The sequence below is a fragment of the Mesorhizobium sp. M2A.F.Ca.ET.043.05.1.1 genome, assembly GCF_003952445.1.
Classification (GTDB): Bacteria; Pseudomonadota; Alphaproteobacteria; order Rhizobiales; family Rhizobiaceae; genus Mesorhizobium.
Map to the genome: position 1 here is coordinate 6,201,320 of NZ_CP034446.1, position 17,867 is coordinate 6,219,186.

Here is a 17,867-nt window from a genome sequence, read left to right on the forward strand (position 1 = left end):
AGGGTCTACGCGACGCCGCTTCGCGGCTGCTCCGCCCTGGAATGACGAGGTTGAGCGGCTTCGGCCAATCCCCAGCGTTGGTGCCGATTGCGTGCTACCCTTGTTCCGATGGCGGCCAGTGCGCCGCCATCATGGCGAGCGTCTCGGCTCTGTCCGGCGCGCCCAGCCTGCCGCCGAAACGCAGGCATTTGAGCGCGGCTGCGGCGCTGGCGAAGCGCAGGGCCTCTTCCATCGGCATGGCCTCGGCGAGGCCGACGGCAAAGGCGCCGTGGAAAACGTCGCCGGCGGCGAGCGTATCCACCGCCTTGACCTTCGGCGCCTCGACATGGCGCACGCGTCTGGTCGCCCGGTCGTGCCACCAGGTTCCAGCGGCGCCGCCGGTCACCGCGACAAAGGCATCGGTGCGCGAGGCGAGGTCGGCGCAAGCGCTTTCCGGGTCGAGCGCATGGCCGCAGACGATGCGCGCCGCAGGCTCGGACGCGACGATATGCGAGGCCAACGGCAGAAGCCGCCCCAGCACCTCGACGGGTGCTGTATCGGCATCCAGGATCGCCGGACGGCCGATCGATCTGGCCGCGCTCAAGGCGAGCGCCGCGGCGCCCGGCCAGCGGACATCGACCAGAAGGGCGTCGAAGCCGGAGAGGTCGGCGAGCGGCAGCGTTTCAGGATCGGCCTGCGCCTTCTTGTCGTAGAAGGGGACGATGATGCGCTCGCCATGCGCATCGACCACGATCGCGGCCAGCGCCGAACGCGCGCCGGGAACCCGGCGGATAAGGCTGCAGTCGATGCCTTCGGCCTTGATGTCGGCGATCAGCTGGTCGCCGACCGGATCGTCGCCCGCGCTTGCCCATAGCGAGACCTCGGCGCCGAGGCGATGCGCGGCGCAGGCGGCGCTCGTCGCCATGCCGGAAGCGATCTGGACGCCGTCGCTGGCGATGAACTTGCCCTGATGCGCGGGCAGCGTCTCGACTCGGAGAATGGTGTCGAGGGTGAAGGCGCCGACGCTGAGCAGTCTGACCGGCTTCGCCATCGTCGTGTTACTCGAGCGGCTTGATCTTGCCGAGCGGAATGAAGCCGAGCGAAGCCTTACCCTTGACGATCTTCAGCGGCATCGACGGTTCCTTCCCGAGCATCGCCAAGGCGGCAAAACCCTGCTCGATTTCGCTTTTATGCTCGGGAACGGCACCGGCGAGGATGGCCGCCACCGCTTTCGGGTCCTTGAGTTTGATCATCAGGTCCCCGTCGACCAGCCCTTCCGCATCGACGGAGACCGGTCCTGATACGGTGATGCGCGCGGTTCCCGATGACAGGTCGAGTTTGGTAATGTCGATCGACTGGCCGCGCAGGCTTTTGGGCGGGGCCGCGATCAACGCCACGCCATTCTTCAGCGTCACATCGCCGCTGCCGTCCAGCGCCGGCAGTACGCGTCCCTCGATAGCGTCCGCATTGATCTCCAGATCGCCGAAGCTGCCGACATAGTTGATGTCCTGGCCGGCCGGCTGCAATTGCCCGGCCGCCTTGCCGGCGCTAAACAGCTGCATCGGATCCGTGTCGTCCTGCGGGTCGGTCTGGCCGTTCAGGCCTTCGGCCTGCAGCGAGACACTGCGCGGCAGCGGCCACCACACTTTGACATTGGCGTGCAGCTGGTCCCAGTCGATCCAGAGCGGCGGCATGCCGGGCGCGATCGTGCGCAGCGGCCCGCGCAGATCGGCGACCGGCGACAAGAGACCAGTGATGCCAGCGACGGCGTTGAAGCTCCCGGTAGACGCAGCGACTTTCCGGGCGTCGTCCTCATAGGCGATGTTGTCGCAGGAGACCGTGAAGCTCATCGGATAGCCGCTGACGGTAAGGTTGGCGCAGCCGGCGGCGATGCCCTTGCTGCCTAGCCGCGCCACCGCCTGGTCGGCCTCGGTCTTGAGCCTTTCGGCGAGATAGAACCAGCCGCCGCTGTAGATGGCGAACAGCACGACGACGAACGCCGCGAGCCAAAGCAGCCGGCGGCGGGATTTGGGCGATCGCTCGTCACTTGACGTCATGCTGCGGCTCTCGTTAACCCCGGCGTGCAGGCGTTTGCTTCACGCAAACAAGCGGGGGCAGAAGAAGCACCTTATCGGTGCGGCGTCGTTCACTCGAATGCGATCAGGCTTGGCGATATGGGCGATTTTTGGGTTTTTGGCTATGGGTCGCTGATCTGGCGGCCCGGATTCGCCCATGTCGAGACGCGCCGCGCCAGGCTTTACGGCTACCGCCGCTCGCTGTGCGTCTACTCCTTCGTGCATCGCGGCACCGCGCAAGGCCGGGTCTGGTGCTCGGCCTCGACCGGGGCGGCTCCTGCATCGGCCTCGCCTACCGCGTCCCCGGCAATCTGCGCGACGAGGTGCTTTCCTACCTGCGCGAGCGAGAGCTGGTGACCAGCGTCTATCTCGAACGCATGCTCAATGTCCGACTGGGCAGGGACGGGAAAGGAGAGGGCGTTTCGGTCGAGGCGGTCGCCTACACCGTCGACCGGCGGCATGAACAATATGCCGGCGCGCTTGATGCCGATCACGCGGCAAAGATCGTTCGCGGCGCCGTCGGCCAGTCGGGCCGGAATGAGGATTATGTCTTGAGCACGCTCGAGCATCTCGAGGCGCTCGGTATCCGCGATCACTGGCTGGAAGAGGTGGGCCGCCAGGTCTCGTCTTCGTGAAGTGCTTTTTGTTTACGCAATTCCTGACGCAAAACCGCGACGCACTTTTGCTGGAATCGCTCTGGTCCGATCAAAAAGCAAAACCATGCCTTTGACCTCGGCCGGCCACGACCTAGCTTAGCGGCATCCCATCCCTGGGCGTCAGGCCCGTTCCAGCATCACGGAGATCAGTCTTGCAGAAACGTCGTCTCGGTCGCACCGACCTTTCCATCGCGCCGCTGGTCCTGGGCGGCAACGTCTTCGGTTGGACCGCCGACGAGAAGACCTCCTTCGATCTGCTCGACCGGTTCGTCGGGGCGGGCCTGAACGCCATCGATACGGCCGATGCCTATTCGCGCTGGGTTCCCGGCAACAAGGGCGGCGAGTCGGAAACCATCATCGGCAATTGGATGAAGAGCCGCGGCAACCGCGACAAGGTGGTCGTCATCACCAAGGTCGGCTCCGACATGGGCCAGGGTAAGCGCGACCTCTCCGCCGCTTATATCGAAAAGGCGATCGAGGCATCGCTCAAACGGCTGCAGGTCGATGTCATCGACCTCTATTTGTCGCACTGGCCGGACCCGGCCACGCCTTATGAGGAGACGCTCGGCGCCTATCAGCGGCTGCTCGAAAAGGGCAAGATCCGCTATCCGGGCTGCTCCAACCTCGATGCCGGCCAGTTGCGTGCCGCGCTCGATGTGGCCAGCCTGCGCAGCCTGCCGCGTTACGAGGTGCTGCAGCCTGAATACAATTTGTACGATCGCTCGTCGCTCGACGGACCGCTGCTCGATCTCTGCAAGGCAGAGGATATCGGCGTCATCACCTATTTCAGCCTGGCCAAGGGATTTTTGAGCGGCAAATACCGCAGCAAGGCCGATCTCGGGCAAAGCGCACGCGGCGAGGGTGTGGCCGGCTACCTCAACGAGCGCGGCATGCGCATCCTTTCCGCGCTCGATGCCGTGGCCGAACGCCATTCGGCCAAGCAGGCGGAAGTGGCGCTGGCCTGGATCATCGCGCGTCCAGGCATCACCGCGCCGATCGCCAGCGCCACGACGCCGGCCCAGATGGACAGCCTGATCCGCGCCGCGTCGCTCACGCTTTCGGCCGACGATGTGGCGGCGCTGGACCGCGCCAGCTCATAATCTCAACACGCCTTGGCGCGCCTCGCACGATCATCCAAGACGCCCGTGACGGTCCCTCCTAAATCCTCTTGCATCGTGGCAGGAGGAGGGTTCGGCATGGCTGGCAGTGGTCTGGGCGATGCATCCTGGCAGCAAGTGCTGGCGCTTGTTGTGGCCGCGACGGTCGTTATGGGCAGTCCAGGACCGGCGACGATCAGCGTGACCGCCGTTGGCGCTGCTTTCGGCCTGCGCCCTTCGCTGGGTTACACCGCGGGCGTCGTGCTCGGCACGATCGCCGTGCTTCTGGCGGTGGCGGCCGGGATTTTCGGCCTACTGACCTCGGTGCCGGGAGTGGCGCCGGTGCTGGCGATCCTTTCGGCCGCCTACATCCTTTATCTCGCCTTCAAGATAGCGACCGCGCCGCCATTGGCCGAGCGCGGGAGCACGGCGACGAAGCCCGATTTTCTCGGCGGCGTCATGCTCGCCGTCGCCAACCCGAAGGCCTATGTGGCGATCGCTGCCGTGTTCGCCGGCGCAGCCTCGCAGGCCGATGCGCTGGGCGCTTCCACCAGGCTGCTGGTGCTTGCCGCGATGATCGTCGCCATCCACGTCGTGTGGCTGCTCGCAGGAACGGCTTTCGCGCGTTTGCTGCGCCATCCGCTGGCGTCGCGGATCATCAATCTGGTGTTTGCCGCGACGCTGGTGCTGACGACGCTGCTCGCGGCGCTGCGGTAGCCGATCAGCCCTTGGCGGCTACGCCGAGCTCCGCCAGCCGCTTCAGCGCCGTCGGCGGCATGGGCGGCGGGTTCGGCGCCTGCGCGGCCTCGACTAGCATCTGGTCGCAGGCGGCTTCCGTCTCGCCGATCAGCCGCTGCATGAATTCCTCCTTGCCGAGCCCTGGCGGGATCGGCGGCAGGAAGCGGGCCTTGATGGTGCCCGGATAGCGCAGGAACTTGCGGCGCGGCCAGTAGAGGCCGGCGACATGGGCGACCGGCACCACGGGGACACCTAGCTGGGTGTAGATCTCGACGATGCCGTATTTGTAGGACGGCTCGGCGCCCGGCGGGCGGCGCGTGCCTTCGGGATAGATGATCAGTTGGCGCGGATTGCGGTCCATCTCCTGCCTGGTCGCGACGACTACCGCCTTCAGCGCTTTCGAACGACTGCCGCGGTCGACCGGGATCATGCGCATCTTCATGATGTACCAGCCGAAGAAAGGGATCCAGGTCAGCTCGCGTTTCAGGATGTAGAGCGCGTCGTCGAGATAGGGGAAGAACGCGATCGCATCCCAGAAGGACTGATGCTTCGGCGCCAGGATGAAGGACCCCTCCGGCAGGTTCTCGACGCCCGTGATCTCGCTCTTGGTCGCGGCGATCTTGTCATAGAGCCACATCGAGGTCCGCGACCAGAATTTCGGCACGAACCAGGCACGGTGGCGCGGCGCCAGGAAATAGAAAGGCGTCCAGAAGATCATCTGGACGATCAGGCTGAGATAGAAGACGAGGTTGAACGCCAGCGAGCGGATGATGAGCATGCAAGGGGCCCGTGAGGAAGTGTGCGTTGGTTACACCAAGCGGCGGCAAAAAGGAAACGCCGCCATGCTCGAAACGCCGGCCACTCTTGCTTTGCCGCAATTCCGGACGGAAAACCGCAAGGCACTTTTCCTGGAATTGCTTACAATGACCGCGCCAGCCGCTCCTTGAGGCGCGGCGCCGCGAAATCGAGGAACGCGCGCAATTTCACCGGCAGCCGGCCCTGGCCGGCATGGACGAGGCTTACCGGCCAGGGCGGCGGCTCGAACGGCTCCAGCACCACACGCAGCGCGCCGGCGCGCACGGCAGTATCCGCCTGGTAGGAGAGCACTTTCGTCAGGCCAAGCCCGGCGATGGCGGCATCGATCGCCGCCTCGGCGGTGTTGACTTGCAGGCGCGAGCGGACCGGGATCGTGGTTTCCGTCTTGCCCGCTCCGAAGCTCCATGTCGCGGGAGAGGCAAGGCCCTCGAAGGTGACGCAGCTGTGACCCGCAAGCTCAGATGGTTTCTCCGGCGTGCCATGCGAGGCAAGGTAAGCCGGACTTGCGCAGACGATGCGGCGGATCGAGCCGACGCGGATCGCGACCATGGCCGAATCCGGCAGCTCTCCGATGCGCAGGGCCAGATCGATATGCTCCTCGACCAGCTGGGTGATCCGGTCCGACAAGGTCAGGCGGACGTCCACCTGCGGATAGACGGCGAGAAAACCGGTGATCACGGGCAGCACATGCAGGCGGCCGAAGACGACCGGTGCCGTGATGACCAACTCGCCTGTCGGGCTCGAATATTCGCCGGCAGCGGTACGCTCGGCCTCATTCACCTCGGCGAGGATGCGGCGGCAGGCGTCAAGATAGGATTGGCCGGCGTTGGTCAGCGTCAGGCGCCGCGTCGAGCGGTTGAGCAGGCGCGTCCCCAGGTGCTTCTCCAGCTCGGAGAGTTTTCTGCTGACGGTTGCCAGCGGCACGCCAGCGCGCCTGGCGGCGGCGGAAAGGCTGCCGGCCTCCACCGTGGCGACGAACAGGGACATGGCGTCGAGGCGATCCATCATTCTTCCGAAATCTGGAAGGATAGGTTGCAGCTATGCCATCTACATCCGCTTTTCGGAAGGGACTATTTGACGTGGAATCCTGTCCAAGGAACGCGAGCATGAATGAATTCACCAGCGACGTCGCTTTCACGCCGACCGTCAAGGCCATCCAGTCGCGCAAGGGATCGCGCGATTCCTATGCGCGCGTCGAGCAGCGCGGCGGCTGGCGGGCCACGATCACGCCGGACCTTGCCGCCTTCATCGAAGCGCAGACCAGCGCGTTCCTGGCGACGGCCAACGCCGATGGGCAGCCCTATGTCCAGCATCGCGGCGGGCCGGCCGGCTTCCTCAAGGTGCTCGACGAGCACACGATCGGCTTTGCCGATTTCTCGGGAAACCGGCAGTTCATCACCCAGGGCAACCTGCAGGACAACGACCAGGCCTTCCTGTTCCTGATCGACTATATGCTCAGGCAGCGCATCAAGGTCTGGGGCAGGGCGCGGATCGTCGAAAACGACCCGGAGCTGACGGCGAAGCTGATGCCGACGGACTACAAGGCAAAGCCGGAGCAGGCGATCCTGTTCACGGTCACGGCCTGGGATGCCAATTGTCCGCAGCACATACCGCAGCGTTTCGAGGCGGCGGATGTCGCGGCGGCGCTCGCCGAGCGCGATCGGCGTATCGCCAGCCTTGAGCAGGAGATTGCCCGCTTGCGAGATAATTTGGAGGCTAAGGTCTAGTTCTTCACCGCGGTCGATGCTTCGGCAAGCGTCATGCCTTCGGGCGTCGTGCGAAGCGGCAGGAAGCCGCGCGCCAACGACAACACATATTTGCTGTATTCCGTGAGCAGCACGCGCAGCGCCTCCGGCTTGGTCAGCCAGCCGCCATTGCCGAGATTGGTGTTGACCACCGGATAGGGCTCAAGGCGCGCGCCATGCAAGAGCCGGCCCATCTCGAGCAGGCTGCGCGGCATGTGGTAATTGTTGGTGACAATGATGATGCTGCCATAGGCGTGGTTTTCCACCCATTTGGCGCTTTCCTCGGCATTGCCGATGGTGTCGAGCGCGGCACGGTCGATGTCTACACAGCAGGAGAAGAGCCGCTTGTCGCCGCCCATCGCCGCCTGCAACTGGCGTTTTGTGGCCGACGGATGGACGCCGCTGATCAGCAGCCGTTCGCCCTTGCCGGACGCCAGCAGGTCCATGGCGGCGTCGAGCCGCGACTGCCCTCCGGTGAGCACGATGATGGCATCCGCCCTGGCCGGATCGAGCGGGGTCGTCATATGGCTGACCTTGTCGGCGAACCAGCCGAAGCCGCCGGCGAAAAGCACCAGCGCGGCGAGAGCGACAAAACCGCAGACGCGCAGGGCGAGCCGCAGACGACCAAGCCTGGCGGGGGCGGCTGCGCGCGCACGCACTGCCGGCATCCGTCCAGCCGTCTCGATCTGCTCCCGCGCTTCCATCATCCCCGGGTTAATCCTGAAAGCTTCTAATGGTTAACTCCGAAATGCGGCCTTTGATAGGTGAGACGGCGCACTTTGCGTTACGGCACCTGCCCAAGCCGTGATCGTTGCCTTGTTTGTATGCAACGCCTTCCACGGGCTTTCGGCTGGAGCTCATGGATCAGCCCGCATCCGGCTGGCGAACGTCGATGTCGCTGAGATAGGCGACGACGGTCACGTGCGAGGTGGCCGCGGTCAGCGCGCCGATCACCAGCACCATCAGGCCGACGCCGAAATAGCCGGCGGAGCCGATGGCGAAATTGCCGAAAAGAGCGGTCGCCTGGTCGGCCTGGGGCGTCGCCATGTTGCGGGACGACCACCAGGAGAAGACGATGAAGACGGCGATCGCGAGCGCACCGCCGGCGGCCGCGCCCTTCATGCCGGTGACCAGGAAATGCCAGCGGAACTCGCGCGCGATGAAGCGCGCTTCGGCGCCGACGAAATGCAGCACCTCGATGATATGGCCGTTGCCGGCCATGGCGCCGCGCGTGGCGAACACCACCGTCAGCACCGTTGCCGAGAGCATCAGCGCCAAAACGGCGATGCCGATCGTCACCGTCGTGTGCGCCATAGCGACGAGGCGGTCGACCCAGGTGCGGTGGTCGTCGAGCGCGGCGGTCGGGATCTTGGGAGTGATGGCGGCGCGCATGGCGGCAAAGTCAGGCGGGCTGGCCTCGTCGATGGTGACGATGATGAGGCGCGGCACCGGCAATTCGTCGATGTTGAGGCCGCTGCCCAGCCATGGTTCCAGAAGACGCGCGGTGGCGTCGCGGTCGATGATCTTGGTGCCCTTCACGCCGGGGAATTCGCTGGCGATCTGAGAGGCCTGCGCAAGCGCCGCCTCCATGTCGAGGCCGTCGGCCGGCTTGATCTGGATCGTCGCCTCGCGCGAGATCTGGTTCTCCCAGACCGAGGCGGTGTCGCGCACCAGCGTCACCGCACCGAAGGTGAGGCAGGACAGGAAGGTCATGATGGCGATGACCAGCACCAGCGCCCGCCCGGCGATGTTCTGCGCCGGCACGATCGGCGCCGTCTTGCGCTGGACGCGCCGGACTGTCACCGGCGCCTCGGCGGTTTCATCCTGGAGGTGATCGGCCGGAAAGTCAGTCATAGACGTCCAACCTTCCACCGGCCAGAATCATGCGGCGCGCATCGACCTGCTCCATCAGGCCCAGGTCGTGGGTGGCGATGACCACCGCGGTGCCCAGCCGGTTGAGCTCGATGAAGAGTCTTAGCAGCCGGCGCGCCAGCGGCGGGTCGACATTGCCGGTCGGCTCGTCGGCCAAAAGGATCTCAGGCTGTTCGATCAAGGCGCGCGCGATCGCGGCGCGCTGCTTCTCGCCGCCCGATAGCACCGGCGGCAGCACATGCATACGGTCGCCAAGGCCGACCCATTTCAGTAGCTCGGTGACGTCGGTGCGGTAGCTCGCCTCCTCGCGCCCGCGCACGCGCAGGGGCAGCGCGACATTCTCGTAGGTCGTCATATGGTCGAGCAGGCGGAAATCCTGGAACACCACGCCAATGCGGCGGCGCAGCAGCGGCAATTCGCTGCGCGAGATGCGCGACCGGTCCTTGCCGAAGATGGTGATCAGGCCGCGCGTCGGCTTCAGCGACATGAACAAAAGGCGCAGCAACGTCGTCTTGCCGGCGCCCGAGGGGCCGCTCAGGAACTGAAAGGAGCGCTCCGGAATGTGCAGGGAGATGTCGCGGAGGATTTCCGGACCCATGCCATAGCGGAGGCCGACATTTTCGAAGCGGATCACGTTCGGCGACCTGAAACTTTCGGCGGCGACGCGCCACGATCTACATTAACAGACCATCGGCCGGCATGGTTAACCGGCGGTTAATTTTTCGACGATCGGTACTCGCCAAGGCCATTCCGGTGGGGAAGCGTTAACCAATTCCGTTTACGCAAAAGAAACGAAGACTGCACTGGTGCCGTAATGGCTGAGAATAGAACCGCGCGCCCCGTTTCCGGCGAAATAATGACCGGCACGGCAACACATGCCGCGCCGGAGCGCGCCATGTCCAATGCGGCTGACATCGTCGATGCCGACTATGTGGTGTTGCCGCGTTTTGCCGCGCATCCGGAGCGGCCGCCGCCCCAGCCGCAGATCCCACCGACCCCGTCGATCGAAGGCATGGGCATGCTGCGCAAGCCGGATGCCGCGCCGTCGCGGCCCTCACGTGGCGGACCGATGTTCTGGACCGCCGGCGTCGGCATAGCTCTCGCCTCGTTCTGGGTGTCGGGCGGTCATGCGCTGGTCCGGCACAGTCCGTTCTGGGTGACCGCTGGGCCGGCGAGCGCGCTCACCATTTCCGGCGTGACGTCACGCATCGATGCGTCGGGCCTGAAACCGGTGTTGTTCGTCGATGGCGAGGCAGCCAATGACGGTGTGACATCGCAAGCATTGCCGCCGCTCGAAATCCGCGTCACCGACAACAACGCCAACATCACCCGTTACAGGCTGGGGACATCCAATCGCGCATTGGCGCCCGGCGAAAGATTCGGCTTTTCCAGCCGGCTCGATGTGCCTAGAAACGGCGTCAGGACTGTCTCAGTAATCTTCGCCGGCTAGGTATGCCGATATTCAGGTGAGGCCGGCCTGCGAAGAGCGGCTTCCCCCGCTCCCAGGTGATTTTGAAGGACGAAAGAATGCCAGTTGTGCGTGGCAAGGACATCGAGGTCCTGTTTTCGGCGTCGGCAATCGCGCGCCGCAATCTCGAGCTCGCCAAGGAAATCGCCGGGCGCGACTACCATGACCTGCTGGTGATATCGATTCTCAAGGGCTCGTTCGTCTTCGCGGCCGATCTCATCCGCGCCATGCATGATGTCGGCCTGTCGCCGGAAGTCGAGTTCATCTTCATCTCGAGCTATGGCGCCGGCACTACGAGCGGCGAGGTCAGGGTGCTGCGCGACATCGACAATGAGGTCGCCGGCCGCGACGTGCTGTTGATCGACGACATATTGGAATCCGGCAAGACGCTTTCCTACACCCGCGACCTGATGCTGTCGCGCGGCGCCAAGAGCTGCGCCATCGCGGTGCTGCTCGACAAGCGCATGCGCCGCCAGACCGCGCTCAACGCCGATTATGTCGGCTTCGACTGCCCGGACTATTTCGTGGTCGGCTATGGCATGGACGTCGCCCACGCGTTTCGCGAACTGCCGTTTGTCGGGGTGGTGAAGGGCGACGCCTGAAGAGCCCCCGTTTCGCCCCGAAAAGCCGCTGATCGTTAGAATTTTCAGAAAACGTCAACGTTTCGGCGGCATCTATCTCGGCATGGCAAAGCTTCTGATCGTCGAGGACGATGAGTCCGTCCGCACCCTCGCCGCCCGCGCTCTGGAGCGCGACGGCCATGATGTCACCGTCGCCACCGACGGCGCGCAGGGGCTGCACACGATCCGGCAGGCCCGCGGCGGCTACGATCTGGTGGTGTCCGACATCCGCATGCCGGAGATGGACGGCATCGAGATGGCCACTGCCGCCTCAAGAGAGTTCCCGACGCTGCGGATCATGCTGATGACCGGTTATGCCGACCAGCGCGAGCGCGCCGAGGAACTCAACGGCATCATCCTCGACGTCGTGCAGAAGCCGTTCACGCTTGCCGAGATCCGCGCCCGCGTTGGCAAGGCGTTAAGCTGCTTCGCTTGAGACCGCACCGGCCGCGGGTGCTGCGCTTCGCCGGCGCTCGCCGTTGAGCGCAAGCAGCCCGGCGCCAATGATCAGCGCCGCGCCGAGCACGGTCGTCTCGCGCGGCACTTCGGCGAAGAACAGAAAACCCCACAGCGGCGACCACAGTATGCCGGTGTATTCGAAGGTGGCGACGCGGTTGGCCGGCGCCATGCGGTAGGCCTGCGACAGCAGGATCATGCCGGCTGAAGCGACGAAGCCGCAGGCGGCCATCTTCAGGAAATCCGGCATCGTCGGCCACACCCATGGCCGCACCAGGAATTCGACGCTCGGATGCGCCGCATGGGTGATGCCGGCGAGATGGAAGACGGTCGCAACCGCGATGGCGCCGCTGAGATAGGCGCCGTTCTGGTAGAAGGCCATCACGGTCGACGATTCGGTGTCGCCGATGCGGCGCGCCATCAACTGCGAAAAGCCGTAGAGGAAGGCCGAGCCCAGCGACAAAAGCGCCGCCCAGTCGAACACGCCGGCGCCCGGGCGCACCATCACCAGCACGCCGACAAGGCCGATCAGCACCGTCGCCAGCGTCTTCCAGGAGACGCGCTCGCCGAGATAGGGGCCGGCCATCGCCATTATGAACAGCGGCGCCATGAAATAGAGCGCCACCGCATCGGCCAGCGGCAAGGCCGCGATCGCCAGATAATAGACCGTATAGGACGAGAACTGGATAAAGGCGCGCAGCGTCAGCAGGCCGAAGCGCTTGGACAGCACCGCCTTCAGGCCGACATCGGCCTGGACGATGACGATCAGGATCGGCAGCGCGACGATGGCTCGGATCGCCATCACCTCGGTCACCGGATAGCCGCCCGACACCGCCTTCACCAGCGGGTCCTGCAGCGAAAAGACCAGCACACCGAGGCAGAGGCTCAGAATGCCAAGCACCATCCGGTTTTGCATCAGTCTCGGCCCCCGCGAGCCGTAATCTAGCAGCAAAAAGAACCCGCTACCGTTTTCAGGGCAGCGGGCACGAGTGAGGACTCTTCGATTGGTCCGCGGCCGATTCGCGACCGCATATCCAATGGGTATGGAAACTATCCTGCGGCGTTTGACATGTTGCAAACGAATTGGAATGATGCCAGCAATCAGATTTTCTTATGGCGATTTTCGATGAGACCAGTCCTCGACAGCGACCTCCTGCGCACCTTCGTGGCGGTAGCCGAAACCGGCAATTTCACACGCGCGGCGGAAAAAGCCGGGCGCACGCAATCGGCCGTGTCCATGCAGATGAAGAAGCTGGAGGACATGGTCGGCGACAATCTGTTCGAGCGCGGCTCGCGCGGCGTGGCGCTGACGCGCCGCGGCGGCGAGTTGATCGCCAATGCGCGCCGGATCGTCTCGCTGCTCGACGAGACGGCGGCCTCGCTGGTGGCGCCGCCGCTTGGCGGGCTGGTACGCATCGGCATCCCGGCCGAATATGGCCGCTCGATCCTGTCGCGGGCGCTGGGCGAATTCGCCAAGCGCCATCCGCGCGTCGAGGTCACGGTGCGCTACGCGCATTCGGATTCGCAGGTGAGGGCGCTCGCGGCCGGCGAGCTCGATCTCGCCGTGGTGTTCGAATGGGAGGGCTCTTCCGGCGGCGAGGTGCTGATGCACGACCCGACGGTCTGGGTGACATCGACGCTGCACCGCATGCATGAGGAACGGCCGGTGCCGATCGCGCTTTACAGCCGCAACGGCTGGTGCCGCGACTTCGCGATCAAGTCGCTGCAGCAGCGCGGCCTCGACTACCGCGTCGCTTACACCAGCGACACCAATGGCGGGCTGACCCTTGCCGTTACCTCGGGCCTGGCGATCGCACCCATCTCGCGCAGCAACATTCCGCCCGATTGCCGGGAACTGACGGCCGCCGACGGCTTCGGCGACATCGATTCGTCAAACGTCGTCCTGCATCGCAATCCGCTCGCGACCGGCGAGGCGATCGACGGCATGGAAAACGCGATCCGCGACGCCTTCATGCTGACAAGGCAGGCGGGCGCGGCGGCCGGGCTTTAATCCGGCGGGCCGCTTTCGATCTGCCGGTGCCAGCGCATGGCGTCGTCCAGACGATCGTCGCCCCAGAACAATTCGCCGTCGACCACGAAATTCGGCGAGCCGAAAATGCCGAGCGACTTGGCCTGTTCCGTCGCGGCGGCGAGATCAGCCTTGGCGGCGTCGCTGTCGGCCTGCCGCAGGACTGATTCCGGTTTCCGCCCCGCCTTCCCGATGCTTGCCGAGATGTTCGGCTCGCTGCCGGCGGGCTCGCCCATCTCGAACCAGCGCCGGTAGCTCTCGCGTGCATAGGCCTCGCACCAGCCCTCGCGCGCGGCGATGACGGCGACACGGTTGGCGCGTTCCAGTTCGGCGAGCGGATAAGGCGCCGGCAGCTTCGGCACCATCCTGTGCATCGCCGCGCGGCGCTCGATGTCCCGCCACATATAGGCGGCCTTCACCGGCTTTTTGGCAAAGGGGACATTGTCCATCTCGATCATGATCGAGCGCACATTGAAGGGCCGCCAGCGGAATTCGATGCCGGTCTCGGCCTGGACCTCCGCCAGTCGCATCACCGAAAGGTAGGTATAAGTGCTGCCGATGGAAAACCAGAAGTCGATCATCGCCCTGTCCTCCGGGGCATGACGGTATCGGTTCCGATTTTGCGGGGCAATCTGGCAACGCCGATCGGCGGGCTATTTCAGCTCCAGGAGCCGTTCGAGATAGCTGCGCTCGATGCCGGGGCTGAGCGCATTGCCGAGCCGCTTGCGGATCGCGTCGAGGATCTGGCGGGCGCGCTGGACGTCGATCTCGTCGGGAACCTTGACCGAGGTGCCGTCATCGGGGCCATTGGTGGCGCGCGGCCGTCCCAGCGGGTCACGGTCGGCATTCTGCTCGCGACCGCCCTGCTCGCTGCCCCCCTGGTCCCCCTGCATGGCCTGCATCTGCTTCATCATGTCCTTGGCGCCGCGGCGCAGCGCTTCCAACGCGCGACCCTGGTGGCCGACGGCCTGGTCACCGTCGCCCTGGCCGAGCGATTGCTCGGCATTGCCCATCGACTTGCCGGCTTCGCCAAAACCCTCATTGGGCTCCATGCCCATGCCTTCGAGCCCTTTCTTCAGCTGATTGAGCTCGCTCTGCAGCTGGCCCTGGCCTTCCTGCAACTGCTTCAATGCATCGGCGAAATCCTTCGGCGACATTTTCGGTCGTGCTAGCGGATCGCGATCTTGGCCGGGACCCGGCCGCTGCTGGTCATTGGGCTGGCCCTGTTCACCATCCTCGCCAAGCTGCTGCTGCTCGCCGCCTTCGCCACGCTGGCCGCGCTGCATCTGGTCCAGGCGGAAGGTGTCGTTCATCATCTCCTGCTGGCGACGCATGATGTCGCCGAGCTTGTCCATCTGCTGACGCAGCTCGCTGTCCTGCTCGCCGCCCTGCTGCTGGCGGCCGGCCTGCAGATTGTTCATCATGTCCTGCAGCTCGGAGAGAAGCTGCTGCGCCTTGTCGCGATCGCCGGATTTGGCCATGTTCTCGATCTGATCCATCATGCGGTCGATGTCGCTCTGGCGCAGCTCGCGGCCGTTCTGCTGCATCTGCGGCGCGTTCGGGTTCTGCTGCGCGCGCTCAGCAAATTCCTGCAGGAACTGGTTCATCGCCTCGCGCAGTTCCTTCATCGCCTTCTCGATCTCCTGATCGCTGGCGCCGTTCTTGATGGCGTCCTGCAACGCTTGCTGCGCCTGGCGCAGCCGCCGCTCGGCGGCAGACAGATTGCCCTCCTCGATGCCGAGCGCGATCTCCCAGAGATAGGAGACGACGTTGCGCAGCTGGTCGTCGCTCTCGGAGAGCTTCAGACGGCTCCTTGCGCTCATGATGGCCAGATAATTCGACATGTTGTCGAACGTATCCTCGGGCCGCAGCGTGATCGCGTCCATCAGGTCGAGAACGCGCGGCTTGGCGTTGGTATCCAGCGCCAGCAGCCGGCGCTGCTCGATCACCGCGCGGGCCAGCGGGTTGGCGAAGGGCCGCTCAGGCATCACGAGCGTCTTGGTTTCGCTGGTCGCGGTGTGGCCGGCATCGTCGGTGACGCTCAGCGTCAGCTTGATGGCGCTGCCGGCCCAGACATGCTCGGTCAGGTCCTTGGTCGTCTTGGCGGCGTTCGTCTTGCCGCCGCGGCGCGGCAGGGTCAACGGCAGGTCCGGCGGGCCGTAGAGCGGATGCGCATTGGCGGCCGGTGCGTCCGACAGATCGAAAACGGCCTTGGCCGAGGCTGCGCCGTAATCGTCATCGACCTCGTAGTTCAGCTCCATGGAGCCGTTGACGGCGCGCTTCGGCTCGCCGACGAAGCGGATCGCCGGCGGCTTGTCGGGAATGACGGCAAAGGCCCAGTGGCCGAGATCGCTTTCGGCGGATTTGAGCGTCAGCGTGCCGTTCGAATCCAGCTTGCCGGAGAACTGGCGCACTTTGGGCGCGGCCTGGCTGGCGGGCGCGGGGCCTTTGGGCGCCGCGGGCTCGATGGCGCGCGCATTGCCGCCCTGATCGGCGTAGCTTAGCGTTTCCTCGCCGGAACCACCGGTGACGCGCAGCGAAACGTCGCTGCCTTGCGGCACCGAGAAGGTCTGGACTGCCTGGTTGGCGTCGGCCGTCAGGAACAGCGGCGCCTTGCCGGTATAGGCGGGCGGCGTCACCCAGGCGTCGATGCGCGGCGGCACGGTATCGCGCGCGGCGCGGGCAACGAAGCCGTCGCTCACCCTGCCGCCGAAGGGTCCGAAGGAGAAGGCCAAAGCGGTGACGAACAGCAATCCGGCCACCGCGCGCAGGCCCCAGCGGTCGTAGTCGGGGACGCGGCTGCGCGGCCGGTCGGCGCCGAGGCTCGACAGCCGCTCGGCCATCCGCTTCTGGTGCTCGCGCCACAACGCCTGCGAGAAGATGCTCTCGGCGCCGCTCGGGCGGTCGCTCTGCACCTGCACCGGGCTGTGCAGCAACTGGTTAGCCGCCTCGATGCGCCTGTCGATCTCGGCGGCAGAGGGTATGCGGAAGAAACGCAGCGGATAGAGCGCCGCGACCCCGGACAGGGCGAACAGGACCAGAAGGCCGATGCGCGCGACGTCGGGCAGACGCGGGAACAGGCCGAACCACGAAAAGCTGAGAAACAGACTGATGACGATCAACAGCGGCAGCACGAGCGGCCAGCCGCGCTCGAAGACCATCGAGGCCCGCGTCGCCAACCGGCTGAGCGCCAGGCGCAGGGCCAGGCCGCGTTCGCCGCTGGAAATGGGTCGTTCCGTCATCGGCCCTTCCTGCCCGGGCACAACAGCCCGGACGTCATCACCAGAAGGATACCAACAAACACGGCAAAGGCGAGGCGGGTTCCAAAAACGTGAAGCGGTTTTGCCGGGTTATGATCAGAAATTGCCGGGATTCGTGTTGGAACCACAGACCAGGACCGCCACGCGCTCGCCCTCCGTCGGCACATAGCGCCCGGAAAGCATGGCGGCGAAGGCCGCGGCGCCACCCGGCTCGGCGATGATTCGCACCCGCTCCCACAGCGCCTTCTGCGCAGCAACGATGTCGTCGTCGCTGACCAGGATAGAGCGCTCGACGAAGGCTTCGGCGATCGGAAACATCATCTCGCCGACGCGCTTCGGCGCCAGCGAATCGGCGGCAATGCCTTCGGCCGGGGCATCGACCGGCTCTCCGGCCTCCAAAGCGCGATAAAGCGTCGGCGCGCCCTCGGGCTCGATGGCGACGATGCGGATGCGACCCGCGAACCAGGCGGCTATGCCGCCGATCAGGCCGCCGCCGCCAACGGCAACCAGCAGCGTGTCGATCTCGGGCAGATCGGCCTCGATCTCCAGGCCGAGCGTGCCCTGGCCGAGCAGCGTTTCCTCCTGGTTGAAGGCGTGGATCTGGAGGGCGCCGGTCCGGGCCGCGAAGTCCTCGCTGGCGGCCAGGGCCTCGGCATAGCGCGCGCCGCCGACGACCAGATCCGCGCCGTAGCCACGGATGCGCGCGAGCTTGGCCGGGGGGCTGACCTCGGGCACGAAGATCGTGGCCTTGTGCCCTAGCTTCATGGCGGCGTAAGCGACGGCCGCACCGTGGTTGCCGCCGGACGCGGCCACCACACCTGCCTCGGGCACCTGGCGTTCGAGCAGGTTGGTGAAGGCGCCGCGCGCCTTGAAGGACCCGGAATGCTGCAGGCTTTCGAGCTTCAGGTCGACCGGAAAGGCGGGACGGCCGAAATCCGCCATGTCGACGCGCATGACCGGGGTATGGCGGATATAGGGGCGGATGCGCGGCTCCACGGCGGCGATGCGCTCGCGCGTGATCGTCTTTTTCTCCAGCATGGCTTGCTCCTTAAGGCG

General features: G+C 65.5%; 18 protein-coding genes and 1 pseudogene. 8 read left to right on the plus strand and 11 right to left on the minus strand.

Going from position 1 to position 17,867, the window contains the following annotated elements:
• Positions 1–94: 94 nt before the first annotated feature.
• Both EJ069_RS29905 and EJ069_RS29910 read right to left on the minus strand, forming a co-directional pair.
• Positions 95–1,030 (minus strand): sugar kinase, encoded by a 936-nt coding sequence (locus EJ069_RS29905; RefSeq protein ID WP_126064188.1) that lies wholly within the window; start codon positions 1,028–1,030, stop codon positions 95–97.
• 7 nt (positions 1,031–1,037) lie between these two features.
• Positions 1,038–2,036, minus strand: a complete 999-nt coding sequence (locus EJ069_RS29910) for a DUF2125 domain-containing protein (protein WP_126064189.1) — start codon at positions 2,034–2,036, stop codon at positions 1,038–1,040.
• A gap of 117 nt (positions 2,037–2,153) precedes the next feature.
• Between EJ069_RS29910 and EJ069_RS29915 the strand changes: the two are divergent.
• The 3 genes and pseudogenes from EJ069_RS29915 to EJ069_RS29925 all read left to right on the plus strand — a co-directional run bounded on the left by EJ069_RS29915 (position 2,154) and on the right by EJ069_RS29925 (position 4,524).
• Positions 2,154–2,689: pseudogene (locus EJ069_RS29915) on the plus strand (gamma-glutamylcyclotransferase).
• 173 nt (positions 2,690–2,862) lie between these two features.
• Positions 2,863–3,810: an aldo/keto reductase gene (locus EJ069_RS29920; RefSeq protein WP_126064190.1), complete on the plus strand. Its 948-nt coding sequence runs from the start codon at positions 2,863–2,865 to the stop codon at positions 3,808–3,810.
• Between the two features lie 96 nt (positions 3,811–3,906).
• Positions 3,907–4,524 carry a LysE family transporter gene (locus tag EJ069_RS29925; RefSeq protein ID WP_126064191.1) on the plus strand — a complete coding sequence of 206 codons (618 nt, stop codon included), beginning with the start codon at positions 3,907–3,909 and terminating at the stop codon, positions 4,522–4,524.
• Positions 4,525–4,528: 4 nt separating this feature from the next.
• On the opposite strand, the gene EJ069_RS29930 is transcribed toward EJ069_RS29925, so the two are convergent.
• Both EJ069_RS29930 and EJ069_RS29935 read right to left on the minus strand, forming a co-directional pair.
• On the minus strand, positions 4,529–5,323 hold the full coding sequence (locus EJ069_RS29930; RefSeq protein ID WP_126064192.1) for a 1-acyl-sn-glycerol-3-phosphate acyltransferase: 795 nt from the start codon (positions 5,321–5,323) through the stop codon (positions 4,529–4,531).
• Positions 5,324–5,463: 140 nt separating this feature from the next.
• On the minus strand, positions 5,464–6,366 hold the full coding sequence (locus EJ069_RS29935; protein ID WP_126064193.1) for a LysR family transcriptional regulator: 903 nt from the start codon (positions 6,364–6,366) through the stop codon (positions 5,464–5,466).
• 101 nt (positions 6,367–6,467) lie between these two features.
• Between EJ069_RS29935 and EJ069_RS29940 the strand changes: the two genes are divergently transcribed.
• On the plus strand, positions 6,468–7,088 hold the full coding sequence (locus EJ069_RS29940; protein WP_126064194.1) for a pyridoxamine 5'-phosphate oxidase family protein: 621 nt from the start codon (positions 6,468–6,470) through the stop codon (positions 7,086–7,088).
• Here the strand turns inward: EJ069_RS29940 and EJ069_RS29945 are convergent.
• The 3 genes from EJ069_RS29945 to ftsE all read right to left on the minus strand — a co-directional run bounded on the left by EJ069_RS29945 (position 7,085) and on the right by ftsE (position 9,612).
• Positions 7,085–7,813 carry a YdcF family protein gene (locus EJ069_RS29945; RefSeq protein WP_126064195.1) on the minus strand — a complete coding sequence of 243 codons (729 nt, stop codon included), beginning with the start codon at positions 7,811–7,813 and terminating at the stop codon, positions 7,085–7,087. The two genes, EJ069_RS29940 and EJ069_RS29945, sit on opposite strands and share 4 nt — an antisense overlap.
• A 157-nt stretch (positions 7,814–7,970) precedes the next feature.
• A complete protein-coding gene (locus EJ069_RS29950; protein WP_126064196.1) occupies positions 7,971–8,960 on the minus strand; it encodes an ABC transporter permease in 990 nt (329 codons plus the stop codon).
• Positions 8,953–9,612, minus strand: coding sequence for a cell division ATP-binding protein FtsE (ftsE, locus tag EJ069_RS29955; protein ID WP_040998894.1), 660 nt, complete (start codon positions 9,610–9,612; stop codon positions 8,953–8,955). Before ftsE ends, EJ069_RS29950 begins: the two co-directional genes overlap by 8 nt.
• 222 nt (positions 9,613–9,834) lie before the next feature.
• Here ftsE and EJ069_RS29960 point away from each other — a divergent pair, with 222 nt between their 5' ends.
• The 3 genes from EJ069_RS29960 to EJ069_RS29970 all read left to right on the plus strand — a co-directional run bounded on the left by EJ069_RS29960 (position 9,835) and on the right by EJ069_RS29970 (position 11,502).
• Positions 9,835–10,428, plus strand: coding sequence for a hypothetical protein (locus tag EJ069_RS29960; protein WP_245456360.1), 594 nt, complete (start codon positions 9,835–9,837; stop codon positions 10,426–10,428).
• Between the two features lie 77 nt (positions 10,429–10,505).
• Positions 10,506–11,048: a hypoxanthine phosphoribosyltransferase gene (gene hpt, locus EJ069_RS29965; protein ID WP_095816886.1), complete on the plus strand. Its 543-nt coding sequence runs from the start codon at positions 10,506–10,508 to the stop codon at positions 11,046–11,048.
• 82 nt (positions 11,049–11,130) lie between these two features.
• Positions 11,131–11,502, plus strand: coding sequence for a response regulator (locus tag EJ069_RS29970; RefSeq protein ID WP_126064198.1), 372 nt, complete (start codon positions 11,131–11,133; stop codon positions 11,500–11,502).
• Here the strand turns inward: EJ069_RS29970 and EJ069_RS29975 are convergent.
• Entirely contained in the window at positions 11,485–12,438 is a 954-nt protein-coding gene (locus EJ069_RS29975) for a DMT family transporter (protein ID WP_126064199.1), read from the minus strand. The genes EJ069_RS29970 and EJ069_RS29975 overlap by 18 nt on opposite strands.
• A gap of 210 nt (positions 12,439–12,648) precedes the next feature.
• Between EJ069_RS29975 and EJ069_RS29980 the strand changes: the two genes are divergently transcribed.
• Positions 12,649–13,533, plus strand: a complete 885-nt coding sequence (locus tag EJ069_RS29980; RefSeq protein ID WP_126064200.1) for a LysR substrate-binding domain-containing protein — start codon at positions 12,649–12,651, stop codon at positions 13,531–13,533.
• On the opposite strand, the gene EJ069_RS29985 is transcribed toward EJ069_RS29980, so the two are convergent.
• The 3 genes from EJ069_RS29985 to EJ069_RS29995 all read right to left on the minus strand — a co-directional run bounded on the left by EJ069_RS29985 (position 13,530) and on the right by EJ069_RS29995 (position 17,849).
• Positions 13,530–14,132 (minus strand): DsbA family protein, encoded by a 603-nt coding sequence (locus tag EJ069_RS29985; RefSeq protein ID WP_126064201.1) that lies wholly within the window; start codon positions 14,130–14,132, stop codon positions 13,530–13,532. The genes EJ069_RS29980 and EJ069_RS29985 overlap by 4 nt on opposite strands.
• Before the next feature lie 72 nt (positions 14,133–14,204).
• Complete coding sequence (locus EJ069_RS29990) at positions 14,205–16,793, minus strand: TIGR02302 family protein (RefSeq protein ID WP_126064202.1); 2,589 nt, start codon at positions 16,791–16,793, stop codon at positions 14,205–14,207.
• Between the two features lie 114 nt (positions 16,794–16,907).
• Entirely contained in the window at positions 16,908–17,849 is a 942-nt protein-coding gene (locus EJ069_RS29995; RefSeq protein ID WP_126064203.1) for a threonine/serine dehydratase, read from the minus strand.
• Between the last annotated feature and the right edge of the window lie 18 nt (positions 17,850–17,867).